Origin of the sequence: Streptomyces sp. NPDC047971, from assembly GCF_040653355.1 — a bacterium.
Classification (GTDB): Bacteria; Actinomycetota; Actinomycetes; order Streptomycetales; family Streptomycetaceae; genus Streptomyces.
Genome location: NZ_JBEZNW010000014.1, coordinates 78241 through 95918, shown reverse-complemented (window position 1 = coordinate 95918; position 17678 = coordinate 78241). Strand labels below are relative to the sequence as shown.

Below are 17678 nucleotides of genomic sequence, written 5' to 3'. Positions count from 1 at the left end.
ATGAGCACTCAGCCACTCCCCCTGGAGGGGATCACGGTCGTGGCGGTCGAGCAGGCCGTCGCCGCCCCCTTCGCCACCCGCCAACTCGCGGATCTGGGCGCCCGCGTCATCAAGATCGAGCGCCCGGACGGCGGGGACTTCGCCCGGGGCTACGACACGGCGGCGCTGGGCCTGGCCTCGCACTTCGTGTGGTGCAACCGCGGCAAGGAGTCGGTGGCCGTCGACCTGAAGGACCCCCGCGGGCTCGACCTGGTCCGCCGGCTGGTGGCCGGCGCGGACGTCTTCGTCCAGAACCTGGCGCAGGGCGCGGCGGCCCGGCTCGGCCTGGACGCGGCCGCCCTCTGTGCCGCGCATCCGCGGCTGATCGCGGTGGACGTCTCGGGTTACGGGCCGGGCGGGCCGTACGCGCACAAGCGGGCCTACGACATGCTCGTGCAGTGCGAGGCGGGTCTGGTCTCGGTGACCGGGACGCGGGAGCGGCCGGTCAAGTCGGGGATCCCGGCGGCCGACATCGCGGCGGGGATGTACGCCTTCTCGGGTGTCCTCGCCGCGCTGGTTCGCCGCGGGACGACCGGGCGGGGCGGCCCGGTGGAGGTGTCGCTGCTCGACTCCCTGGCCGAGTGGATGGGGCATCCGCTGCACCACGGGATGCACGGGGGCACGGCACCGGCGCGCACGGGACTGGCGCACGCCGTCATCGCGCCCTACGACGCCTATCCCACCGTCGACGGGGGCCTGGTCCTGCTGTCGGTCCAGAACGACCGTGAGTGGCGGCGGCTCGCCGAACAGGTGCTGGAGCGGCCGGATCTGGCGGACGATCCGGCCTTCGCCACGAACACGGCACGGGTGGCCGGGCGGGCGAGGACGGACGCGGTGGTGGCCGATGCCCTGGCTCCGCTGACGGCGGCGGAGGCGCTGGCGCGGCTGGACGCGGCGGGGGTCGCGTGCGCGCGGCTGAACACGGTCGCCGACCTGGCGGAACATCCTCAGCTGGCGGCGCGGGACCGGTGGAGGTTCGTGCACTCGGCGGCCGGGCCGCTGAGGACCCTGCTGCCGCCGGTCACGTTCCCGGACGGGCCGGAAGCCCGGATGGGCCGCATTCCGACGTTGGGGGAGGACACGGACGCGGTGCTCGGTGAGCTCGGGGTGGGGCCGGCGGAGCTGGTGTCGCTACGGGGGGACGGTGTGGTGGCGTGACGGGGCCGCTGGGGTGAGCGGGGTGGGGCGGCCGCCGTCGTCGGAGGTGTGCTCGTCCGCCCCCAGGGCTTCTCCTGGGGGATCCCCAGCCCTGCGGATCGGACGCCCACGCCCCCGGAGGAACGCGGGCTAGCCGCGGCTGCCGAAGAGCGAGCGCCGCAGGCGGCGCAGAGGCGCGAAGAGCGAGACCCGCGCGCTCCTGCTGCGACGGCTGTGCGCGACATCGCGCGACGTCAGCTCCCGCATCAGCAGTGTCGCCTCGGCCGCGTCGCGCTGTGGCACGACGGGACCGCCGAGCACCGCGAGATGTCGGTCGAGTCGCGAACTGGTCGCACTGCTCCCGCATGTGATGGCAGGCACTCGCGGCCTGCTGCGCATTGCTATCTGTTCCATGTCACTCCCCACCCTAACGAGGGCACCCATCCCGGGCAGGTTAACCCTATCGCTCCGCTGTGACACTCGTGTATCCCGGCGTCAGGATTCACCGCACTCGTACGGGGGTTGACGGTTACCGTCTGAATCCATCTGATTCCAGGGCGAGTTGGACAGCGCTCGAACACCTGCCGAACCGTCACGAACCATCCTGCACGCAAGCCCGCCGACCGTCGTCGTCTGACGGTGTGTGATCTCCACCACCAAGATCGCCAGGGGCTCGCAGGGGGGTGTTCCAAGTGGCCGGGCCCGGGGCAGGAATGTTCCACCGGTGGACGACGGACGGGGACACGCCATGACCGTGATCGCGGGGCGGTACCGACTCCTCGACGTCCTGGGCCAGGGCGGCATGGGCACCGTGTGGCGGGCCAGGGACGAGCTTCTCGGCCGCGAGGTCGCGGTCAAGGAGGTCCGCGCCCCGGCGGGGCTCTCCGGGGACGACGAGCGGCGGCTCTACGCCCGCCTGGAGCGGGAGGCGTGGGCGGCCGCCCGGATCTCGCACCGGAACGTGGTGACGGTGTACGACGTGGCCACCGAGGACGGCCGGCCCTGGATCGTGATGGAGCTGATCCGCGGGCTCACGCTCTCCGACGTCCTCGACGCGGAGGGCCCCATGACCCCGCGGCGTGCCGCGGGCGTGGGCGCCGAGGTGCTGGCCGCGCTGCGCGCCGCGCACGAGGCGGGGGTGCTCCACCGGGACGTGAAGCCGGGCAACGTCCTGCTCGCCAACGACGGACGGGTCGTCCTCACCGACTTCGGCATCGCGACGGTGGAGGGGACCTCCAACCTCACGATGACGGGCGAGCTGGTCGGATCGCCCGAGTTCCTGGCCCCCGAAAGGGCCTTGGGACGCACCCCGGGACCCGCGTCGGACCTGTGGTCGCTCGGCGTGCTCCTGTACGCGGCGGTGGAGGGCGCCTCCCCCTTCCACCAGGACACCCCGCTGAGCACCCTGCGGGCCGTGGTGGACGAGGAACTGCCGCCGCCCCGCGGGGCGGGCCCGCTGGCCCCCGTGATCGAGGGACTGCTCCGCAAGGATCCACGGGAACGGATCCCGGCGGACGAGGCGGAACGGGAGCTGAGGCTGGTGGCCGCGGGCGGCACGCCGCACCCCGAGCCGACGCGCACCGCGCCCCTGCCCCCCGCCCCGCACGGACCGGGTGACCCGGCCGAGGCCGCCGGGTCGACCCCGCCCCTGCCCCTGCCGCACCCCCCGAGCCCCGGCCCCTCGCGCGAGGCGTCCCCGGAACGCCGGAAGCGGGCGGGCACCGTGCTCGCGGTGGGTGTCGCCCTTCTGGTGCTGGCCGTGGGCGGACTGACGTACGCCCTGCTGCGGAACCAGGGCGACGACGAGGACCCGGGCGGGGCGCCGACGAGCAGCGCCCCGGCGACGAGCGCGCCGGCGACCTCCTCGCCCGCGCCGACCACCACCGCCCCGAGCAGCCCGCCCACGACGCGGACCGACCCGCCGCCGGTACAGACGGTCCTGGTGCACGTGCGGGCCGTGCGCGACAGCTACAGCGGGACCTGCCCGCCGCCGGAGACCTCGGCTCCCGCCTTCACCGGAGTGCTCACCGTGGGGCGTACCCCGGTCTCGGTGGAGTACCGCTGGGTGACCGAGAGCGGGGAGAGTCCGGCGACGGACTGGCGGACGCTGGAGTTCGCCGCGGACGGCCCCCGGGAGAAGCAGGTCGACCACACCGAGCCGACGTATCGGGCGGACGAGACCCTTCGTGACCGCATCCGGCTGGAGGTGCGCGCCCCGGTCGAGAAGCGGTCGAACTGGGTGGCGTTCTCGGTGACCTGTGAGCAGGCGACCCCGACGGGCGGGGCCACCTCCCCGAGCGGATCGGCTACGCCACAGCCCTGAAGCTGGGCAGATAACCGCCGGACTGTCCGGCGGCGGTGGGGTGGTACGACTCCCCGATGTTGAGCCAGTTGACGCTGTGCAGCCATGCCGAGCCGGAGCAGATCTCGTGCCCGGTGAACGACGGGACGACGCTGGCGAAGGTGTAGCCGTGGTCGGCCGCGCGCTTGGCGGTGGCGGCGTTGAGGTAGTCGGCCGCGTCGTTGATGGCGCGGCGCTCGTTCTCGCTCAGGCCGGCGACGCAGCTGCCGCCGAGCTTGTAGAAGCGCGGGTAGCCGAGGACGACGACGCGGGCGTTCGGCGCCTTGGAGGCGATGGCCGAATACACCGCGTCGAGCTTCCCGGGCAGCGTGGTGTCGACATAGCCCTTGGCCTGATTCACACGGTTGATGCAGGTCGATTCCGACTGGAGGACACAGGTGGTCATGACGTCGGCGAAGCCGGCGTCATTGCCGCCGATCGTGAGAGAGACCAGGTCGGTGGCGGTGGAGAGGGGTCCGAGCTGCCCGCTCGTGACATCACCCGTTCGGGCGCCCGAGCAAGCCGTGAAGGCGAACGACGAGGGGGCGTTCGCGTTCTTCCAGAGGACGGGGAATGCCTTGGTGGAGCGCTTGCAGTCGCCGCTGGCGCCGTCGTAGCTCCCGGCGCCCACGCCGGAGGAGTACGAGTCACCGAGGGCCACGTAGTCGAGCGCCGCGGTTTCTGCGGCCTGTGCGGCTCCCGCCCCGGTCAGGGCGAGGACGGCACCGAGCATCAGCGAGGACGAGAAAGCCGCGAATCGGGACAGTTTCATGGAACCTCCCTGTAGCAGGATCTCTGCGTTACTTGGTAGTAGCAGCGCATCCGGCGCGCTGGAAGTGTCCATGCCAAGATTCCTTGGCGAGAAGTTGCCGATCACCCGTCAGAGACCGTCGAAATCAAGCCAGCTGATGGATCATGCGGAGCCGGCGGCGGCGCGAGGTCGAACGAATCGTGAAATGAATTCGCACGGAATTACTCAGAAGTCTCGCGAAACCTCAACGGCAACAGAGGCCAAACGGATTGTGAAAAACCGATCGTGACGGTTCCGCATCCGACCACAGAAGACTCCCCGAATAGCAGAAACGGGAGCCGTCGATCCAGGACTTGCCATACAGTCGCATTCATCAATACCGTCGTACATCTCACCCGCATCGGTCCATCGGCACAGCGGCTCAGGGGAGGGCTCTAGCGTCGCGATGGTCCCGGAGCGGGGCGCGGTAGGGGGGTGCTGTGCTCGGTGTACACAGGCGTGTCCACCGAGTCGCGTGCCGCGCGGCTTGAGATGCCAACTCACCCATGCCATGCGGCGATTGCTGCCGTGTGGACGGGGTGAGGACCCCCCTTTCGAACCGGACAGACCACCGGACAGCCCGGGGGCGGGCGGTCCACCGGACGAGAGGGAAACACCAGCCATGAGCTCATTCCTGCGCCCGGCCGTCACCGGCCATGATTCCGCGGACCGGAGTCTGATAGCCGCTCATTACAAGGCGATCACCTCGCATTTGGCGATCACGCCTCCGGTGAGTGTCGTCATCCCCGCGATGAACGAAGCGGAAAATCTTCCCTACGTCTTCAAGTCGCTTCCCGACTGGATCCACGAAGTCGTTCTCGTCGACGGAAACTCCACCGACGACACCGTCCGCGTGGCCCGTGACATGTGGCCCGGCGTCAAGGTCGTCAAGCAGGCAGGCAAGGGCAAGGGGGACGCCCTCATCAGCGGATTCGCCGCCTGCACCGGCGACATCATCGTGATGGTGGACGCGGACGGCTCCGCCGACGGCCAGGAGATCGTCTCCTACGTCTCCGCGCTGGTCGGCGGCGCCGACTTCGCCAAGGGATCCCGCTTCGCCAACGGCGGCGGCACGGACGACATGACGCCGATCCGCCGGCTCGGCAACTGGGCCCTGTGCGCCCTGGTCAACCGGAAGTTCGGCGCCCGCTACACCGACCTCTGCTACGGGTACAACGCCTTCTGGCGCCGCTGCCTCGACGAGATCACCCTCGACTGCACCGGCTTCGAGATCGAGACCCTCATCAACGTCCGGGTCGTCAAGGCCGGACTGAAGGTCCAGGAGGTGCCGAGCCACGAGTACCTGCGCATCCACGGCGTCAGCAACCTCAACGCCGTCCGCGACGGCATCCGGGTCCTCAAGGTCATCCTCAAGGAGAAGGGCGTGAGACGCTCGGCACGCCGCCGGCCCACCGCGTTCTCCGTCAACGTCCCCCGGGGAGAGACGTCTTGAGCGACCGCCGGTTCTCGGTCGTGATCTGCGTCTACACGGAGGAGCGCTGGGGGGACATCCTCGCCGCGGTCGACTCCGTACGGACACAGTCGCATCCGGCGCTGGAGATCCTGCTCGTGGTCGACCACAACGAGCGGCTCCGCGCCCGGCTGACCGAGCGGTTCGAGGACGCGTCGGTACGAGAGGAGGTGCGGGTGCTCGCCAACGCGGGCCCCCGCGGCCTCTCCTCCGGACGCAACACCGGCATCGCGGCGTCCCGCGGCGAGTTCGTGGCCTTCCTCGACGACGACGCCGTCGCCGAGCGGGACTGGCTGCGGTACTTCGCCGCCGGGTACGAGGACCCGGACGTGATGGCCGTCGGCGGCCGGACCCTGCCCGCGTGGGCGTCGGGAACGCGGCCGGCCTGGTTCCCCGAAGAGTTCGACTGGGTCGTCGGCTGCACCTACCGGGGCCTGCCGCCGGGGCTGGTCAGGGTACGGAACGTGCTGGGGGGCAACGCCTCCTTCCGCCGCACGGCCTTCGACGTCGCCGGCGGCTTCGCCACCGGCATCGGGAGGGACGGCGACAGGCGGCCCCTCGGCTGCGAGGAGACGGAGCTGTGCATCCGGCTCTCCCAGGCACTGCCCGAGGCGCTGCTGCTGATCGACGACCGGTCCGTCATCCACCACAAGGTCCCGGCGGCCCGCGAGCGTTTCGACTACTTCCGCAGCCGGACGTACGCCGAGGGGATCTCCAAGGCACTGGTGTCCAGAAGCGTCGGGGCGAACGAGGGCCTGGAGGCCGAACGGCGCTACACCACCCGGGTGTTGCCGGCCGGTGTCGTGCGCGGACTGCGCGACGCCGTGCTCGGCCGGCCCGGCGGCGCGGGCCGCGCCGCCGCCATCGTGGTGGGCGTGGCGGTGGCGGCCGGCGGCTTCGTGCGGGGCACCCTGCGGGTGCGCCGGGGCGGGGCGACGTTCTCCTCCGGTCCGATCCCGGCCCGGCCGGACTCCTCCCCGGCTCCGGAGGTGGCCGCGTGAGCGAGCGCGTACCGATCCTGATGTACCACGCGGTCGACCACCGGCCCTCCCCCGCGACGCACCGGCTGTCCGTCTCGCCCGAGGCGTTCGCCGAGCAGATGGCGGTGGTGGCCGAGCACGGTCTCACCCCGCTCACCACCGCCGAACTGGCCACGGCCTGGCGCACGGGCGGGGCCCTGCCCGCGCGCCCGGTCCTCATCACCTTCGACGACGGGTACGAGGGGGTGCACCGGCATGCCCTGCCGGTGCTGGCCCGGCACGGCTTCGCCTCGACGCTCTTCGTCTCCACGGGCTGGCTGCGCGGTGCCCACGACGAGGGCGGGGCCCCCGACACCATGCTCGACTGGGACCAGGTCCGGGAACTGGCCGCCGCGGGAGCGGAGATCGGCGGCCACACCCATACGCATCCGCAGCTCGACCAGGTCGACGACCGCCGGCTCCGGTACGAGGCCCAGCGGTGCAAGGAGATCGTCCGGGAGGAGCTGGGCAACGCGCCGGAGTCCTTCGCCTACCCGTACGGATACTCCAGCCGGCGCGTCCGGCAGGCGGTCCGGGGCGCCGGCTACGCCCAGGCGCTGGCCGTCGGCAACGCGACGGCGAAGCGCTGTCAGGGGCCGTACGCCCTGGAGCGGATGACCGTCCGGCGGTCCACCGGCATCGAGGAGTTCGCACGGCTGGTGGAAGGGCGGGCCATCGGGCGGGCCTTCGCCGCGGACCGGGCGCTGACCAAGGGGTACGCGGTGGTGCGCAGGGCGCGGGGGGCCCTGCGGGCGGCCGGCCGGCAGCCGGTCTGACCCCCGCGGGTCGCGGCGGCCGCCACCGCCGCGACCCGCGGGATCGTCCCGTTCAAAACACCGTGCACGGAATGCCCGATTGCCGGATCATGGCCGTCATGTCTGCCACCATGCCGCCGTCCGAGCCGCAGCGAGCGCTGCCGATGCGGCTCACCGTCGACGACAGCGACTCACCCGCCGATGTCGTCGACGCGCTGTTCCTCGGCCGGTTCGCGACCGGCGAGCAGCCGCACTCCCACAGCACCACCCTGGACCGGGTGAAGCCCTCCGCGACGCTTCTGCCGACCGGGGCGAAGGTGCTGCGGGCCGCCAAGGACGACGACCGCAGCGCCCTGCTGGCCGAGGGCGAGGGCTGGACGCTGCTGGTCTCCCGCTGGAACCGGGGTGCGGACGTCACCGTGACGGCGACCGGGGCGGAGCTGGCGGAGAAGGTCCTGAAGGAGGCGACGGACGGGGCGAAGGACGAGCCCGAACCGCAGCCCGAGAACGTGACCATGGGCTTCTGGTACGTGTCTCCGCGACGCGGCCCGCACCGTACGACCCGTCAGATCAGCGCGGGTACGTGGGAGGAGATCCGGCCCAACTACACGGCGCCGGTCGCCGACGCGATGGACCGGCTGATGAGGGTCACCCCGGACGACATCGCGGGGCGGCTGCTGCTGCTCCACGGCCCCCCGGGGACGGGCAAGACGTCCGCGCTGCGCACACTCGCCCGGTCGTGGCGGGACTGGTGCCAGGTGGACTGCGTCCTGGACCCGGAGCGGCTCTTCAGCGACGTCGGATATCTGATGGACATCGCCATCGGTGAGGACGAGGGCACGGCGAAGGGGCGGTGGCGGCTGCTGCTCCTGGAGGACTGCGACGAACTGATCCGCGGCGAGGCGAAGCACACGGCGGGCCAGGCGCTGTCCCGGCTCCTGAACCTGACGGACGGGCTGCTGGGCCAGGGCCGGAACGTCCTCGTCGGCGTCACCACCAACGAGGACCTGGAGCGGCTGCACCCGGCGGTCGTCCGGCCGGGCCGGTGCCTGGCCCGGATCGAGGTGGGCGGGCTGACCCGGCGCGAGGCGGTGGGATGGCTGGGCACGGAGGAAGGGGTACCGCACGACGGTGCCACGCTGGCGGAGCTGTACGCCCTGCGCCGTGGCGGGTCGGCCCCGGGGCTCCCGGAGCCCCGGATCCCGGACGCGGGAATGTACCTGTAGGGCGGCTGCCGTCCCGTTCTCGGGACGGCAGCCCGGGGCCGGTGTCCGAAAGAGGGTCAGGCGCCGTACGCCGCCCGCAGCGCGTCCGTCACCGCTGACGCCGCCGATGCGCGGGTGAGGCCCAGCCGCTTCGCCTCCGCCGCGTAGGCCGCCGCCGCGCTCGCCGCCAGGCGCTCGGCCGCGTCGCCCGCCGCGGCGACGAACGTGCCGTTGCGGCCGCGCGTCTCGATCACGCCGTCCGCCTCCAGCGACTTGTACGCCTTGGCGACCGTGTTCGCCGCGAGGCCCAGCTCCTGCGCCAGCCCGCGTACCGTCGGGAGCTTGTAGCCGACCGGCAGGGCGCCGGAGCGGGCTCGCTCCGCGATCTGGGCGCGCAGTTGTTCGTATGGGGCGGTCGACGAGTCCGTGTCCACGGTGATTCGCAATGTCACGGCCCGATTCTGCCCCCGCCCCCGGGAAAATGGGGAGGCGGCCTCGCCACTCCGGCCCGTACCGTGCGGCACCATGACTGTGATCGTCCGTGATGTACGACCCGAGGACGCCGAGGGCTTCGCCCGAGTCCGGCGCGCCGCCGTCCCGTTCATGCTGGCCAACGCCGCTCAGGTGGCCTTCGACTGGGCCCACTCCCATCCCGACGCGCATGCGCGTCCGCTGGTCGCGGAGGTCGACGGGGAGATCGTCGGCACCTCCCAGCTCCGTATCGCGCACGACGCGCCCGAGGCCGGTGTCGGTTCGCTCAACGTCTACGTCCACCCGGAGAGGCGCGGACTCGGCGCCGGGTCGCTGCTGGCGCGGGCCTCCGAGGAGCACCTCGTGGAGCACGGCGCGACCGTCCTCTACAGCTGGGTGTTCGACGAGCCGGCGTTCCGTGCCTTCGCCGAGCGGCGCGGCTACGCGGCGCGCCGTTCCGCGCACTTCCTGCGCCTCGACCTCGTCTCCGCCCCCCTTCCCCCGCTCCAGGAGCCGCCGGCCGGTGTCGAGCTGCGTTCCGCCGCCGAGTTCGCCGCCGACCCCCGTCCGCTGTTCGTGCTCGACGCGCTGACCACGTCCGACGAACCCGGCGACGTCGGCGCCGAGCTGACGGACTACGAGCACTGGCTGGCGACGACCTGGAACCATCCGCTGTTCTCCCGCGAGCTGACCTCCGTCGCGGTCGTCGACGGCCGTCCCGTCGCCTTCAGCGCCGCCCAGACCGACGGGCAGGGCCGGTACAGCACGGGGATGACGGGCACCGACCCTGCCTTCCGGGGTCGGGGTCTCGCGAAGCTGGCCAAGAACGACTCCCTGCACCGGGCGCGCGCGGCCGGCTGCACGGAGGCGTTCACCGGGAACGACACCGGCAACGGGCCGATGCTGGCGATCAACAAGTGGTTCGGTTACGAGATCTGCGCGACGGAGGTACGTCATGTCCGCACCCTCGGTTGAGGTCGTGCTCGTGAAGGCGGGGCGCACGAAGATCCGCTACCCCGCCGCCGTCCTCGCCGACGACGGCACCCGGCTGTCGGTCCGGGCTCCGTGGGCGGCGGAGGGGGTACGGGACTTCGGCTTCGTCCGCTTCGAGCCGGGAGATGTGTTCGTGGAGCACTACTGGCGGGACCGCTGGTACGCGGTCAAGGAGGTCCGCTCCGCCGACGGGACGCTCAAGGGCTGGTACTGCGATGTCGCCCGGCCGGCCGTGGTCGACGGCGCCGAGGTCGTGGTCGAGGACCTGGACCTGGACCTGTGGGTGTCGGCGGACGGCAGCGAGGTGCTGCGGCTCGACGAGGACGAGTTCGAGGCCGGTGGCCTTGCCGCCTCCGATCCGAAGGCGGCGGCCCGCGCGGTCGCGGCCCTCGACGAGCTGGAGGGCCTGGGGAGGGACGGTCTGATCGCCCTGGTCAGCGCAGGGTGACGGCCGAGTCCCGGGTGGCGACGAAGCCGGGGAGCGGGAGCCCGAGCGAGCCGGCGGGGGTGAGCTGCGTCAGGGTGGCCTTCACCCGGGCGGCGCCCGCACGGTAGGCGGGCTCCTTCACGACGGCCGAGTGGGACCAGGTGCGCGGCCGGCCGTCGCAGACGGCCCGGGTGCCGCCGATCCCGGCGGAGCGTTCCCGCTGGACGAGCGTGCTGCTGACGAAGACCGGGCCGTCGCTGTCGTCCAGGCAGCGATACGTGCCGGAGACGGTGACCGTGCCGTCGGCGGCGACGGTTCCGTGGCCGTCGACCGAGAGCCGGTCGCCGGGGCCGGCGTGGGCGGCGGAAGCGCAGGCGGCGACCAGCAGGCTGCTGGCGGTGAGGGCGAGGCGGAGGCGCATCGAGGGATGTCCCTTCCGGACGTGGGGGGGTGGTGTCGCCCGCCAGGGATATCCGATCAAGCCGTCCGCTGTCCGAAACTCACCCTATCGGGGGCGAGTTGAGGCGCTTGCGGTAATGAATACGGTCGTACGGGCCGTCCAGCCTCCGTTCGACGACCTCGTAGCCGTACCGCTCGTACATCTTCTGGTTCTCCCACATCATCGCGTTGGTCAGCAGCCGCACCTCGGGGAGCCCCAGTTCGCGGGCGCGGGACTCCACGAAGGCCAGCAGCCGACGGCCGAGACCGGTGCCCTGGGCGTCGGGGTGGACGGCGATGTTGTCGAGGTACAGATGGTCGGCCTCGGTCCTGAGGACCACGAGGCCGACCACGGGATCGCCGGCGACGAACACCCTCCCCGCGGTGACGTCCGCCGCGTGGTCCGCCTCCATCGGGCCCGGCACGAGGCCGATCCGCTCGATGTAGTGGTGGTAGGCCGCGTCGGTCACGGCCTTCACCCTTGGAACGTCGCTCGGCGCCGCGAGGCGTAGGGGGAGGATGTCCTGTGTCATGCCGCCACGTTACGGCGGCGGACGATCACCTTCTTCAGCAGGGGCCAGGCCAGGAGGACGGCGATGACGGCGTAGACGGTCACGGAGAAGGGCGTGTTCACCAGGCCCGTGAGCGCACCGTCGCTGATCTGCAGGGCGCGGCGCAGCTGCTGTTCGGCGGCCGGGCCGAGGATGACGCCGATGACGGCGGGCAGCACCGGAAGGCCGTAACGCCGCATGCCGAAGCCGAGCAGGCCGATGATCAGCAGCAGGACCAGGTCGAGCGCCTCGCCGCCCACCGCGTAGGCGCCGACGGCGGCGAAGAAGAGGATGCCGGCGTACAGGTACGGGCGCGGGATGCGGAGCAGCTTGGCCCAGACGGGCGCGAGCGGCAGGTTGAGCGCGAGCAGCAGGACCATGCCGACGAAGAGCGAGGCGATCAGGCCCCAGACCAGGTCGGGTTCGCGCTCGAAGAGCAGCGGGCCGGGCTGGATGCCGTACTGCTGGAAGGCGGCGAGCATGACGGCGGCGACGGCCGTCGTCGGCAGGCCCAGGGTCAGCATGGAGACGAGGGTGCCGGCGGCGGAGGCCGAGGCGGCGGACTCTGGTCCGGCGACGCCCTCGATGGCGCCCTTGCCGAACTGGTCCTTGTGCCGGGAGAGCCGCTTCTCGGTGACGTACGAGAGGAAGGTCGGGATCTCCGCGCCGCCCGCCGGGATCGCCCCGAACGGGAAGCCGATGACGGGGCCGCGCAGCCAGGACTTCCAGGTACGCCGTACATCGTCCTTGCCGAGCCAGGGGCGTCCGACCGGGATGGCCTCGCCGGCCGTGCGGCGCAGATGGGCGGCGACCCACAGGGCCTCGCCGATGGCGAAGAGGCCGACCGCGACGATCACGACGTCGATGCCGTCGGCGAGTTGCAGCGAGCCGAAGGTGAGGCGCTGCTGACCGGTCATCTGGTCGAGGCCGACCAGGCCGAGGGTGAGGCCGATGAGGAGCGAGGCGAGCCCGCGGATGCGGGAGGAGCCGAGGACGGAGGTCACCGCGATGAACGCGAGGACCATGATCGCGAAGTAGTCGGGTGCGCCGATGTCGACGGCGAGCGCGGCGACGGTCGGGGCGAGCGCGACGAGCAGGAGCGTGCCGATCATGCCGCCGGCGAAGTGGCCGATGGCGGCGGCCGCGAGCGCCTGGGCGCCGCGCCCGGCCTTCGCCATGGGGTTGCCCTCCATGGCGGCGACGACTGCCGCGCTCTCGCCGGGGGTGTTGAGCAGGATCGAGGTGGTGGAGCCGCCGAACATGGCTCCGTAGTAGATGCCGGCGAACATGATGAAGGCGCCGGTCGGTTCGAGTCCGTACGTCACCGGCAGCAGCAGGGCGACCGCCATGGCGGGGCCGATGCCGGGCAGGACGCCGATGGCGGTGCCGAGGAGCACGCCGATCGCGGCCCACAGCAGGTTCATCGGGGTGAGGGCCGTACCGAAGCCGTCGATCAGGGAGTTCAGTGAGTCCATGGGTCAGAGCACTCCCATCAGCGGGCCGCCGGGCAGCGGAACTCCGAGCAGGTTGTTGAAGACGACGTAGGTGAGGAGGGAGAGTCCGGCGGCGATCAGCGGGTCGCGGTGGAGGTGGCGGCTGCCGAGGGCGTAGGCCGCGCCCCAGAAGAGCAGGGCTCCGGAGACGGGGAAGCCGACCGGTCCGATGAGGACGGCGAACGCGAGGAAGACTCCGGCGAGGAGCAGGACCGTACGCCAGTCGCCGGGCTCGGAGAGGTCGACGTCCTCACCGCCCTCGGCCTCGCCGCGGCCGCCGCGCAGGACGTCGATCGCGAGGAGGACGGCGACGACGAGCAGGCCGGCGCCGACGACGACCGGGACGGTTCTGGGGCCGACGGGGCCGCGCTGGGCGATGTCGACGGTCATGGTGAGGGCGTCGGTGAGGACGAGCACGCCGATGACGAGCAGGAGGAGGCCGACACCGAGCTCGGAGTGCTCGCGCAGCCAGGACCCCTTCCCCGGGGCCGTCTCCCGGGCCGTCACCGTGTCCTTCACGGGGTTCGTCACAGTCCGAGCTCCTTCAGTACCGAGCCGACCCGCCGGTCCTGTTCGGTGAGGAAGGTCCCGAACTCCTCACCGGGCAGGAAGGCGTCGTTCCAGTTGTTCTTCCGCAGCGACTCGCGCCACTGCGGGGAGTCGTGCAGCTTCTTCGCCAGGCCGACGAGCTTGTCCCGCTCCGCGTCCGACAGGCCGGGCGGGGCGACGATCCCCCGCCAGTTGATGAACTCGGTGTCGAGTCCGGCCTCGCGCAGGGTCGGGGCGTCCAGGCCCGGGATCCGCTCGGCGCCGGTGACGGCGAGGAGCCGCAGCTCGCCGGAGTGGATCTGGTCGAGATACTCGCCGACGCCCGAGACGCCGAAGGCGACCTTGTTTCCGAGGATGGACGCGAGGAGCTCGCCGCCGCCGTCGAAGGGGACGTAGTTGACGCTCTTCGGGGCGATGCCGGCGGCCTGCGCCATCAGCATCGGGGCGAGGTGGTCGGGTCCGCCGGGCGAGGAGCCGCCGCCGACGGGCAGCTTGCCCGGGTCCTTCTTCCAGGCGGCGAGCAGGTCCTGGATGGTCTTGTACGGGGAGTTCTTGCCGACGACGACGATGTCCTGCTCCATGGTGAGCCGGGCGATCGGGGTGGTGTCGGCGAGGGTCTTCGGGGTCTTGTTGGTGTGGACCGCTCCGACGACGCCGAGGCCCATGGACATCGCGAGCCGGCCGTTGCCGTGCTCGCCGACGAGCCGGGTCAGGCCGACGGTGCCGCCGGCGCCGGGCAGGTTGAAGACCTCGATGCCGGTGGTGAGCCCGGCGTCCTCCGCGTTCTTGGCCGCGGTGCGGGCGGTGATGTCGTACCCGCCGCCGGGCGTGTTGGGAACCATGAACCGCAGGCCCGGTATCTGGGTGCCGGTGTCGGAGCCGCCGCCGGTGGAGAGCAGGGGCGGCCCCACCAACACCAGCAGCGCGGCCCCGAGCAGGGCGAGGGGGGTGCGCAGACGCACGTGTGCCGCCTCTCGATAGGTGTGTGAAGTGGCCCACATGTTGCCCGCGCGTTAAGAACCTGTCTCTCTTCCGCAATCAACGGACGTTGTGGTCCTTGTGGTCGCGACCTAGCGTGTCGGGGTGACGAAGGTGCTGGTGGTCGACGACGACTTCATGGTCGCGAAGCTGCACAGCCGTTGTGTGGCGGCCGTGGACGGCTTCTCCGTCGTGGGCGTCGCGCACAGCGGCGCGGAGGCGCTGCGCCTGGCGGACCGGCTGCGCCCGGACCTGGTGCTCCTCGACATCTTCCTGCCGGACATGGACGGCGTCTCGGTCCTGCGCGAGCTGCGCGGGGCGGGTCTCGCGGTCGACGCCCTGTTCATCACGGCGGCGCGGGACGCCGGCATGATCCGCTCGGCGCTCCGGGCGGGGGCGCTGCACTACCTGATCAAGCCGTTCAACCCGTCCGCCCTCCAGGAGCAGCTGCGTCATGTGGCCTCGCTGCGCACGCGCCTGGACGCGCTGGACGAGGCGCGTCAGGAGGACGTGGACCAGATCTTCGGCACGCGTCCGCCGGGCTCGCGCGAACTCCCGAAGGGCCTCGCCGCGCCCACGGCGGAACTGGTCGACGGCATCCTGCGCGCCCACCCGGAGGGCCTGTCGGCGACGGAGTGCGCGGAGGCGGGCTCCCTCTCCCGTGTCAGCGCGCGCCGCTACCTGGAGTACTTCGCGGAGACGGGCCGCGCGGAGATCACCCTCCGCTACGGCGGAACGGGCCGCCCGGAACGGCGCTACCGCCGGCTGGGCTAGGGCGTGTCCGGCGGACACGGGACGAGAGCGTCGCGTGTCAGGGCAGGTGGGACGACACCTGTCACGCGGCCCGGGGGCGGAGGCCCACGCCAAGCACGCGCCGGGCGGAGGCCCACGCCAAGCACGCGCCCCACCAGCCCCGCGGAGCGCGACACAGGGCCCTTCCTGAGCCCCCTCTTACCCCCGCCTTAAAGGCGTCCTAAGGATCGCCCCCACCCCCTCTCCACCGGCCTTTTCCCTCCTCGCGGCGGCTAGTTTTCTGGGCAACCCCCACATCACCCCCGTGAAGGAGTTGTCCCCCCATGACCTCTCGTCGCCGTACGGCCGCCACCGTTCTCGCCCTCGGTGTCGCGCCGATAGCGCTCGCCGGGCTCGCCGCCGCGCCGGCCTCCGCGCACGGGTCGATGACCGATCCGGTGAGCCGGGTCTCGGCCTGTTACGCCGAGGGGCCGGAGAGCCCGAAGTCGGCGGCGTGCAAGGCCGCCGTCGCGGCCAGTGGGACGCAGGCGTTCTACGACTGGAACGCCGTGAACATCGCCAACGCCGCCGGCAAGCACCGCGACCTGATCCCGGACGGCAAGCTCTGCAGCGCCGGCAACGACAAGTACCGCGGGCTCGACCTGGCCCGGGGCGACTGGCCGGCCAGCACGCTCGCCTCCGGGAAGCACACCTTCCGTTACAAGGGGACCGCGCCCCACAGGGGTTCCTTCGAGCTGTACGTCACCAAGGACGGCTACGACCCCTCGAAGCCGCTGAAGTGGTCGGACCTGGAGGGCGAGCCGTTCGCGACGGTCACCGACCCGCGGATGGAGAACGGCGACTACGTCTTCGACGGCACGGTCCCGAACAAGTCCGGCCGCCACCTGATCTACTCGATCTGGCAGCGTTCCGACTCCCCCGAGGCGTTCTACACCTGCTCCGACGTCGTGTTCGGCAAGGACAACGGCAGCGCGGGCGGCGCCCCGGCGCCGACCGCCTCCGCGCCGACCGACGAGGAGATCGAGGACGGGCAGGACAAGTCGTCCGTGGAGCACGGCGGCCACGGTGACGACAAGGCCGAGACCGGGGCGGAGGCCACGGCGGCCGCGCCGGCCGCCACGACGGCGCCCGCCTCCTCGGAGCCGGCGGCGCCGAACGCGCCCGCCGCCGCCGGCTCCGGCCCGGGCGAGAGCCTCGCCGAGACCGGGGGCGACGCCGCGACCCCCTACATCGCGGTCGGCGGCGCCGCCGTCCTGGCGCTCGGCGCGTCGCTGCTCTTCGCGGCCGTCCGCCGCAAGGCGGTCCCCGCGGGCCGGCACGGCCGCTGACCCCGCGGGGTCAGCCGATCACGGACGCGCAGGTGGTCGGGGTCGCACGGACCGGGTCGAGAGCGTTCGTCACCTCGTGGAACGTGATCCGGTCCAGCGTCCCGATCGCCACGTGCTCCGAGAGGTCCAGCGCGCACTTGTCCTGGATGACGATGTTGGTGACGTTCGGACCGTCGAGGAACCCGGACCGGTAGGGGGTGACGACCTCGTCGTACTTGGTCGTGATGACCGTGTACGTGACGCCGGGCACCGTGTCCCCGCCCTCGTTGAGCCGGGTGATGAACGGGGATCCCGCGATCTGGTCGGCGAGGCCCGGGGTGTTCGCGCTGATGAACTTCTCGACACCGGGGAAGTACGGCAGCAGCTTGGTGAGGCCGAGGAGGGTCGTGCCGTGGTTGTCGGGGGCGATCCCGACGAGCGCGTTGACCTTCTCGGCCCCGCCGAGGAACTTGATGTAGTGACGCGGCATCATGCCGCCCTGTGAGTGGCCGACGAGGTCGGCCTCGGCGGCACCGGTGGCGGCGAGCACCTTGTCGACGTATACGTCGAGCTGCTCCGCCGACTTCTCGATCGGGCCGAGTCCGTGGAAGAACGGCACGTTCGGCAGCTGGCCGTAGTCGAGCGAGAAGACGCAGTATCCGCGGTTGACCAGATAGGGCGCGAGGGCCAGCCAGTTGTCCACGGAGTTGCCGAAGGTGCCGTGGACGAGGACGACCGGACGCGGATGGGAAGCGGAGGGCTTGCAGGAGAAGTCGTTCCAGCCCCGGCTCGGGGCTGCGGCGGCCTGGGCCGACGCGGTGGGGGCGAGGGTGGCGGCGGCGGTCAGCAGGAGGACCGAGAGGGTTCTGAGCGCGTGTTTCCAGGGCAGCATCGTGCGATCTCCTTGCGGCTCAAGGGAAATCTTCGACGAACGATGGCAGTGAGCCCTGCGGTCCGGACC

19 protein-coding genes are annotated in these 17678 nt (G+C 71.9%); 10 read left to right on the top strand and 9 right to left on the bottom strand.

Translation table 11 applies throughout. The features are described 5' to 3' along the window. A complete protein-coding gene (locus tag AB0D99_RS16010) occupies nt 1-1197 on the top strand; it encodes a CaiB/BaiF CoA-transferase family protein (protein ID WP_362361258.1) in 1197 nt (398 codons plus the stop codon). A 129-nt stretch (nt 1198-1326) separates the two neighbouring features. Here the strand turns inward: AB0D99_RS16010 and AB0D99_RS16005 are convergent, their stop codons facing one another. Further along, nucleotides 1327-1590, bottom strand: a complete 264-nt coding sequence (locus AB0D99_RS16005) for a hypothetical protein (protein ID WP_362361255.1) — start codon at nt 1588-1590, stop codon at nt 1327-1329. A gap of 334 nt (nt 1591-1924) precedes the next feature. On the opposite strand from AB0D99_RS16005, the gene AB0D99_RS16000 reads away from it, so the two are divergent. After that, a complete protein-coding gene (locus AB0D99_RS16000) occupies nt 1925-3499 on the top strand; it encodes a protein kinase (protein WP_362361252.1) in 1575 nt (524 codons plus the stop codon). On the opposite strand, the gene AB0D99_RS15995 is transcribed toward AB0D99_RS16000, so the two are convergent. Then, a complete protein-coding gene (locus tag AB0D99_RS15995) occupies nt 3483-4289 on the bottom strand; it encodes an SGNH/GDSL hydrolase family protein (protein ID WP_362361249.1) in 807 nt (268 codons plus the stop codon). The two genes, AB0D99_RS16000 and AB0D99_RS15995, sit on opposite strands and share 17 nt — an antisense overlap. Before the next feature lie 640 nt (nt 4290-4929). Here AB0D99_RS15995 and AB0D99_RS15990 point away from each other — a divergent pair. The 4 genes from AB0D99_RS15990 to AB0D99_RS15975 all read left to right on the top strand — a co-directional run bounded on the left by AB0D99_RS15990 (nt 4930) and on the right by AB0D99_RS15975 (nt 8778). Then, nucleotides 4930-5760, top strand: a complete 831-nt coding sequence (locus AB0D99_RS15990) for a glycosyltransferase family 2 protein (RefSeq protein WP_362361246.1) — start codon at nt 4930-4932, stop codon at nt 5758-5760. After that, nucleotides 5757-6779: a glycosyltransferase family 2 protein gene (locus tag AB0D99_RS15985; RefSeq protein WP_362361242.1), complete on the top strand. Its 1023-nt coding sequence runs from the start codon at nt 5757-5759 to the stop codon at nt 6777-6779. The genes AB0D99_RS15990 and AB0D99_RS15985 overlap by 4 nt, the downstream gene beginning before the upstream one ends. Nucleotides 6780-6799: 20 nt before the next feature. Continuing rightward, nucleotides 6800-7573 carry a polysaccharide deacetylase family protein gene (locus tag AB0D99_RS15980; protein WP_362361461.1) on the top strand — a complete coding sequence of 258 codons (774 nt, stop codon included), beginning with the start codon at nt 6800-6802 and terminating at the stop codon, nt 7571-7573. A gap of 89 nt (nt 7574-7662) precedes the next feature. After that, a complete protein-coding gene (locus tag AB0D99_RS15975) occupies nt 7663-8778 on the top strand; it encodes a DUF5925 domain-containing protein (protein ID WP_362361239.1) in 1116 nt (371 codons plus the stop codon). A 56-nt stretch (nt 8779-8834) separates the two neighbouring features. On the opposite strand, the gene AB0D99_RS15970 is transcribed toward AB0D99_RS15975, so the two are convergent. Then, nucleotides 8835-9209, bottom strand: a complete 375-nt coding sequence (locus tag AB0D99_RS15970; protein ID WP_362361236.1) for a GntR family transcriptional regulator — start codon at nt 9207-9209, stop codon at nt 8835-8837. 73 nt (nt 9210-9282) lie between these two features. Here AB0D99_RS15970 and AB0D99_RS15965 point away from each other — a divergent pair, with 73 nt between their 5' ends. Beyond that, nucleotides 9283-10203, top strand: coding sequence for a GNAT family N-acetyltransferase (locus AB0D99_RS15965; RefSeq protein ID WP_362361233.1), 921 nt, complete (start codon nt 9283-9285; stop codon nt 10201-10203). Then, on the top strand, nt 10184-10669 hold the full coding sequence (locus AB0D99_RS15960) for a DUF402 domain-containing protein (RefSeq protein ID WP_362361230.1): 486 nt from the start codon (nt 10184-10186) through the stop codon (nt 10667-10669). Before AB0D99_RS15965 ends, AB0D99_RS15960 begins: the two co-directional genes overlap by 20 nt. Here AB0D99_RS15960 and AB0D99_RS15955 read toward each other — a convergent pair. From AB0D99_RS15955 to AB0D99_RS15935, 5 genes are all read right to left on the bottom strand, one after another. Continuing rightward, nucleotides 10656-11069, bottom strand: coding sequence for a DUF6299 family protein (locus tag AB0D99_RS15955; protein WP_362361227.1), 414 nt, complete (start codon nt 11067-11069; stop codon nt 10656-10658). The two genes, AB0D99_RS15960 and AB0D99_RS15955, sit on opposite strands and share 14 nt — an antisense overlap. A 79-nt stretch (nt 11070-11148) precedes the next feature. Beyond that, nucleotides 11149-11619, bottom strand: a complete 471-nt coding sequence (locus tag AB0D99_RS15950; RefSeq protein ID WP_362361224.1) for a GNAT family N-acetyltransferase — start codon at nt 11617-11619, stop codon at nt 11149-11151. Further along, nucleotides 11616-13112: a tripartite tricarboxylate transporter permease gene (locus tag AB0D99_RS15945; RefSeq protein WP_362361221.1), complete on the bottom strand. Its 1497-nt coding sequence runs from the start codon at nt 13110-13112 to the stop codon at nt 11616-11618. The genes AB0D99_RS15950 and AB0D99_RS15945 overlap by 4 nt, the downstream gene beginning before the upstream one ends. A 3-nt stretch (nt 13113-13115) precedes the next feature. Beyond that, nucleotides 13116-13661 (bottom strand): tripartite tricarboxylate transporter TctB family protein, encoded by a 546-nt coding sequence (locus tag AB0D99_RS15940; protein ID WP_362361218.1) that lies wholly within the window; start codon nt 13659-13661, stop codon nt 13116-13118. After that, nucleotides 13658-14641 carry a tripartite tricarboxylate transporter substrate binding protein gene (locus AB0D99_RS15935; protein WP_362361215.1) on the bottom strand — a complete coding sequence of 328 codons (984 nt, stop codon included), beginning with the start codon at nt 14639-14641 and terminating at the stop codon, nt 13658-13660. The genes AB0D99_RS15940 and AB0D99_RS15935 overlap by 4 nt, the downstream gene beginning before the upstream one ends. Nucleotides 14642-14762: 121 nt before the next feature. Between AB0D99_RS15935 and AB0D99_RS15930 the strand changes: the two genes are divergently transcribed. Both AB0D99_RS15930 and AB0D99_RS15925 read left to right on the top strand, forming a co-directional pair. Further along, nucleotides 14763-15431: a response regulator gene (locus AB0D99_RS15930; protein WP_362361212.1), complete on the top strand. Its 669-nt coding sequence runs from the start codon at nt 14763-14765 to the stop codon at nt 15429-15431. 302 nt (nt 15432-15733) lie between these two features. Continuing rightward, a complete protein-coding gene (locus AB0D99_RS15925; protein WP_362361209.1) occupies nt 15734-16738 on the top strand; it encodes a lytic polysaccharide monooxygenase in 1005 nt (334 codons plus the stop codon). 10 nt (nt 16739-16748) lie between these two features. On the opposite strand, the gene AB0D99_RS15920 is transcribed toward AB0D99_RS15925, so the two are convergent. Continuing rightward, nucleotides 16749-17609, bottom strand: coding sequence for an alpha/beta fold hydrolase (locus AB0D99_RS15920; RefSeq protein ID WP_362361206.1), 861 nt, complete (start codon nt 17607-17609; stop codon nt 16749-16751). Nucleotides 17610-17678: the final 69 nt, after the last annotated feature.

What these genes read in the sequence shown, in the direction of transcription:
- AB0D99_RS16010 (WP_362361258.1), top strand. Translation starts at nt 1, where the DNA reads ATGAGCACTCAGCCACTCCCCCTGGAGGGGATCACGGTCGTGGCGGTC.
- AB0D99_RS16005 (WP_362361255.1), bottom strand. Translation starts at nt 1,590, where the DNA reads ATGGAACAGATAGCAATGCGCAGCAGGCCGCGAGTGCCTGCCATCACA.
- AB0D99_RS15955 (WP_362361227.1), bottom strand. Translation starts at nt 11,069, where the DNA reads ATGCGCCTCCGCCTCGCCCTCACCGCCAGCAGCCTGCTGGTCGCCGCC.
- AB0D99_RS15965 (WP_362361233.1), top strand. Translation starts at nt 9,283, where the DNA reads ATGACTGTGATCGTCCGTGATGTACGACCCGAGGACGCCGAGGGCTTC.
- AB0D99_RS15945 (WP_362361221.1), bottom strand. Translation starts at nt 13,112, where the DNA reads ATGGACTCACTGAACTCCCTGATCGACGGCTTCGGTACGGCCCTCACC.
- AB0D99_RS15920 (WP_362361206.1), bottom strand. Translation starts at nt 17,609, where the DNA reads ATGCTGCCCTGGAAACACGCGCTCAGAACCCTCTCGGTCCTCCTGCTG.
- AB0D99_RS15995 (WP_362361249.1), bottom strand. Translation starts at nt 4,289, where the DNA reads ATGAAACTGTCCCGATTCGCGGCTTTCTCGTCCTCGCTGATGCTCGGT.
- AB0D99_RS15980 (WP_362361461.1), top strand. Translation starts at nt 6,800, where the DNA reads ATGTACCACGCGGTCGACCACCGGCCCTCCCCCGCGACGCACCGGCTG.
- AB0D99_RS15990 (WP_362361246.1), top strand. Translation starts at nt 4,930, where the DNA reads ATGAGCTCATTCCTGCGCCCGGCCGTCACCGGCCATGATTCCGCGGAC.
- AB0D99_RS15960 (WP_362361230.1), top strand. Translation starts at nt 10,184, where the DNA reads ATGTCCGCACCCTCGGTTGAGGTCGTGCTCGTGAAGGCGGGGCGCACG.
- AB0D99_RS15950 (WP_362361224.1), bottom strand. Translation starts at nt 11,619, where the DNA reads ATGACACAGGACATCCTCCCCCTACGCCTCGCGGCGCCGAGCGACGTT.
- AB0D99_RS16000 (WP_362361252.1), top strand. Translation starts at nt 1,925, where the DNA reads ATGACCGTGATCGCGGGGCGGTACCGACTCCTCGACGTCCTGGGCCAG.
- AB0D99_RS15925 (WP_362361209.1), top strand. Translation starts at nt 15,734, where the DNA reads ATGACCTCTCGTCGCCGTACGGCCGCCACCGTTCTCGCCCTCGGTGTC.
- AB0D99_RS15975 (WP_362361239.1), top strand. Translation starts at nt 7,663, where the DNA reads ATGGCCGTCATGTCTGCCACCATGCCGCCGTCCGAGCCGCAGCGAGCG.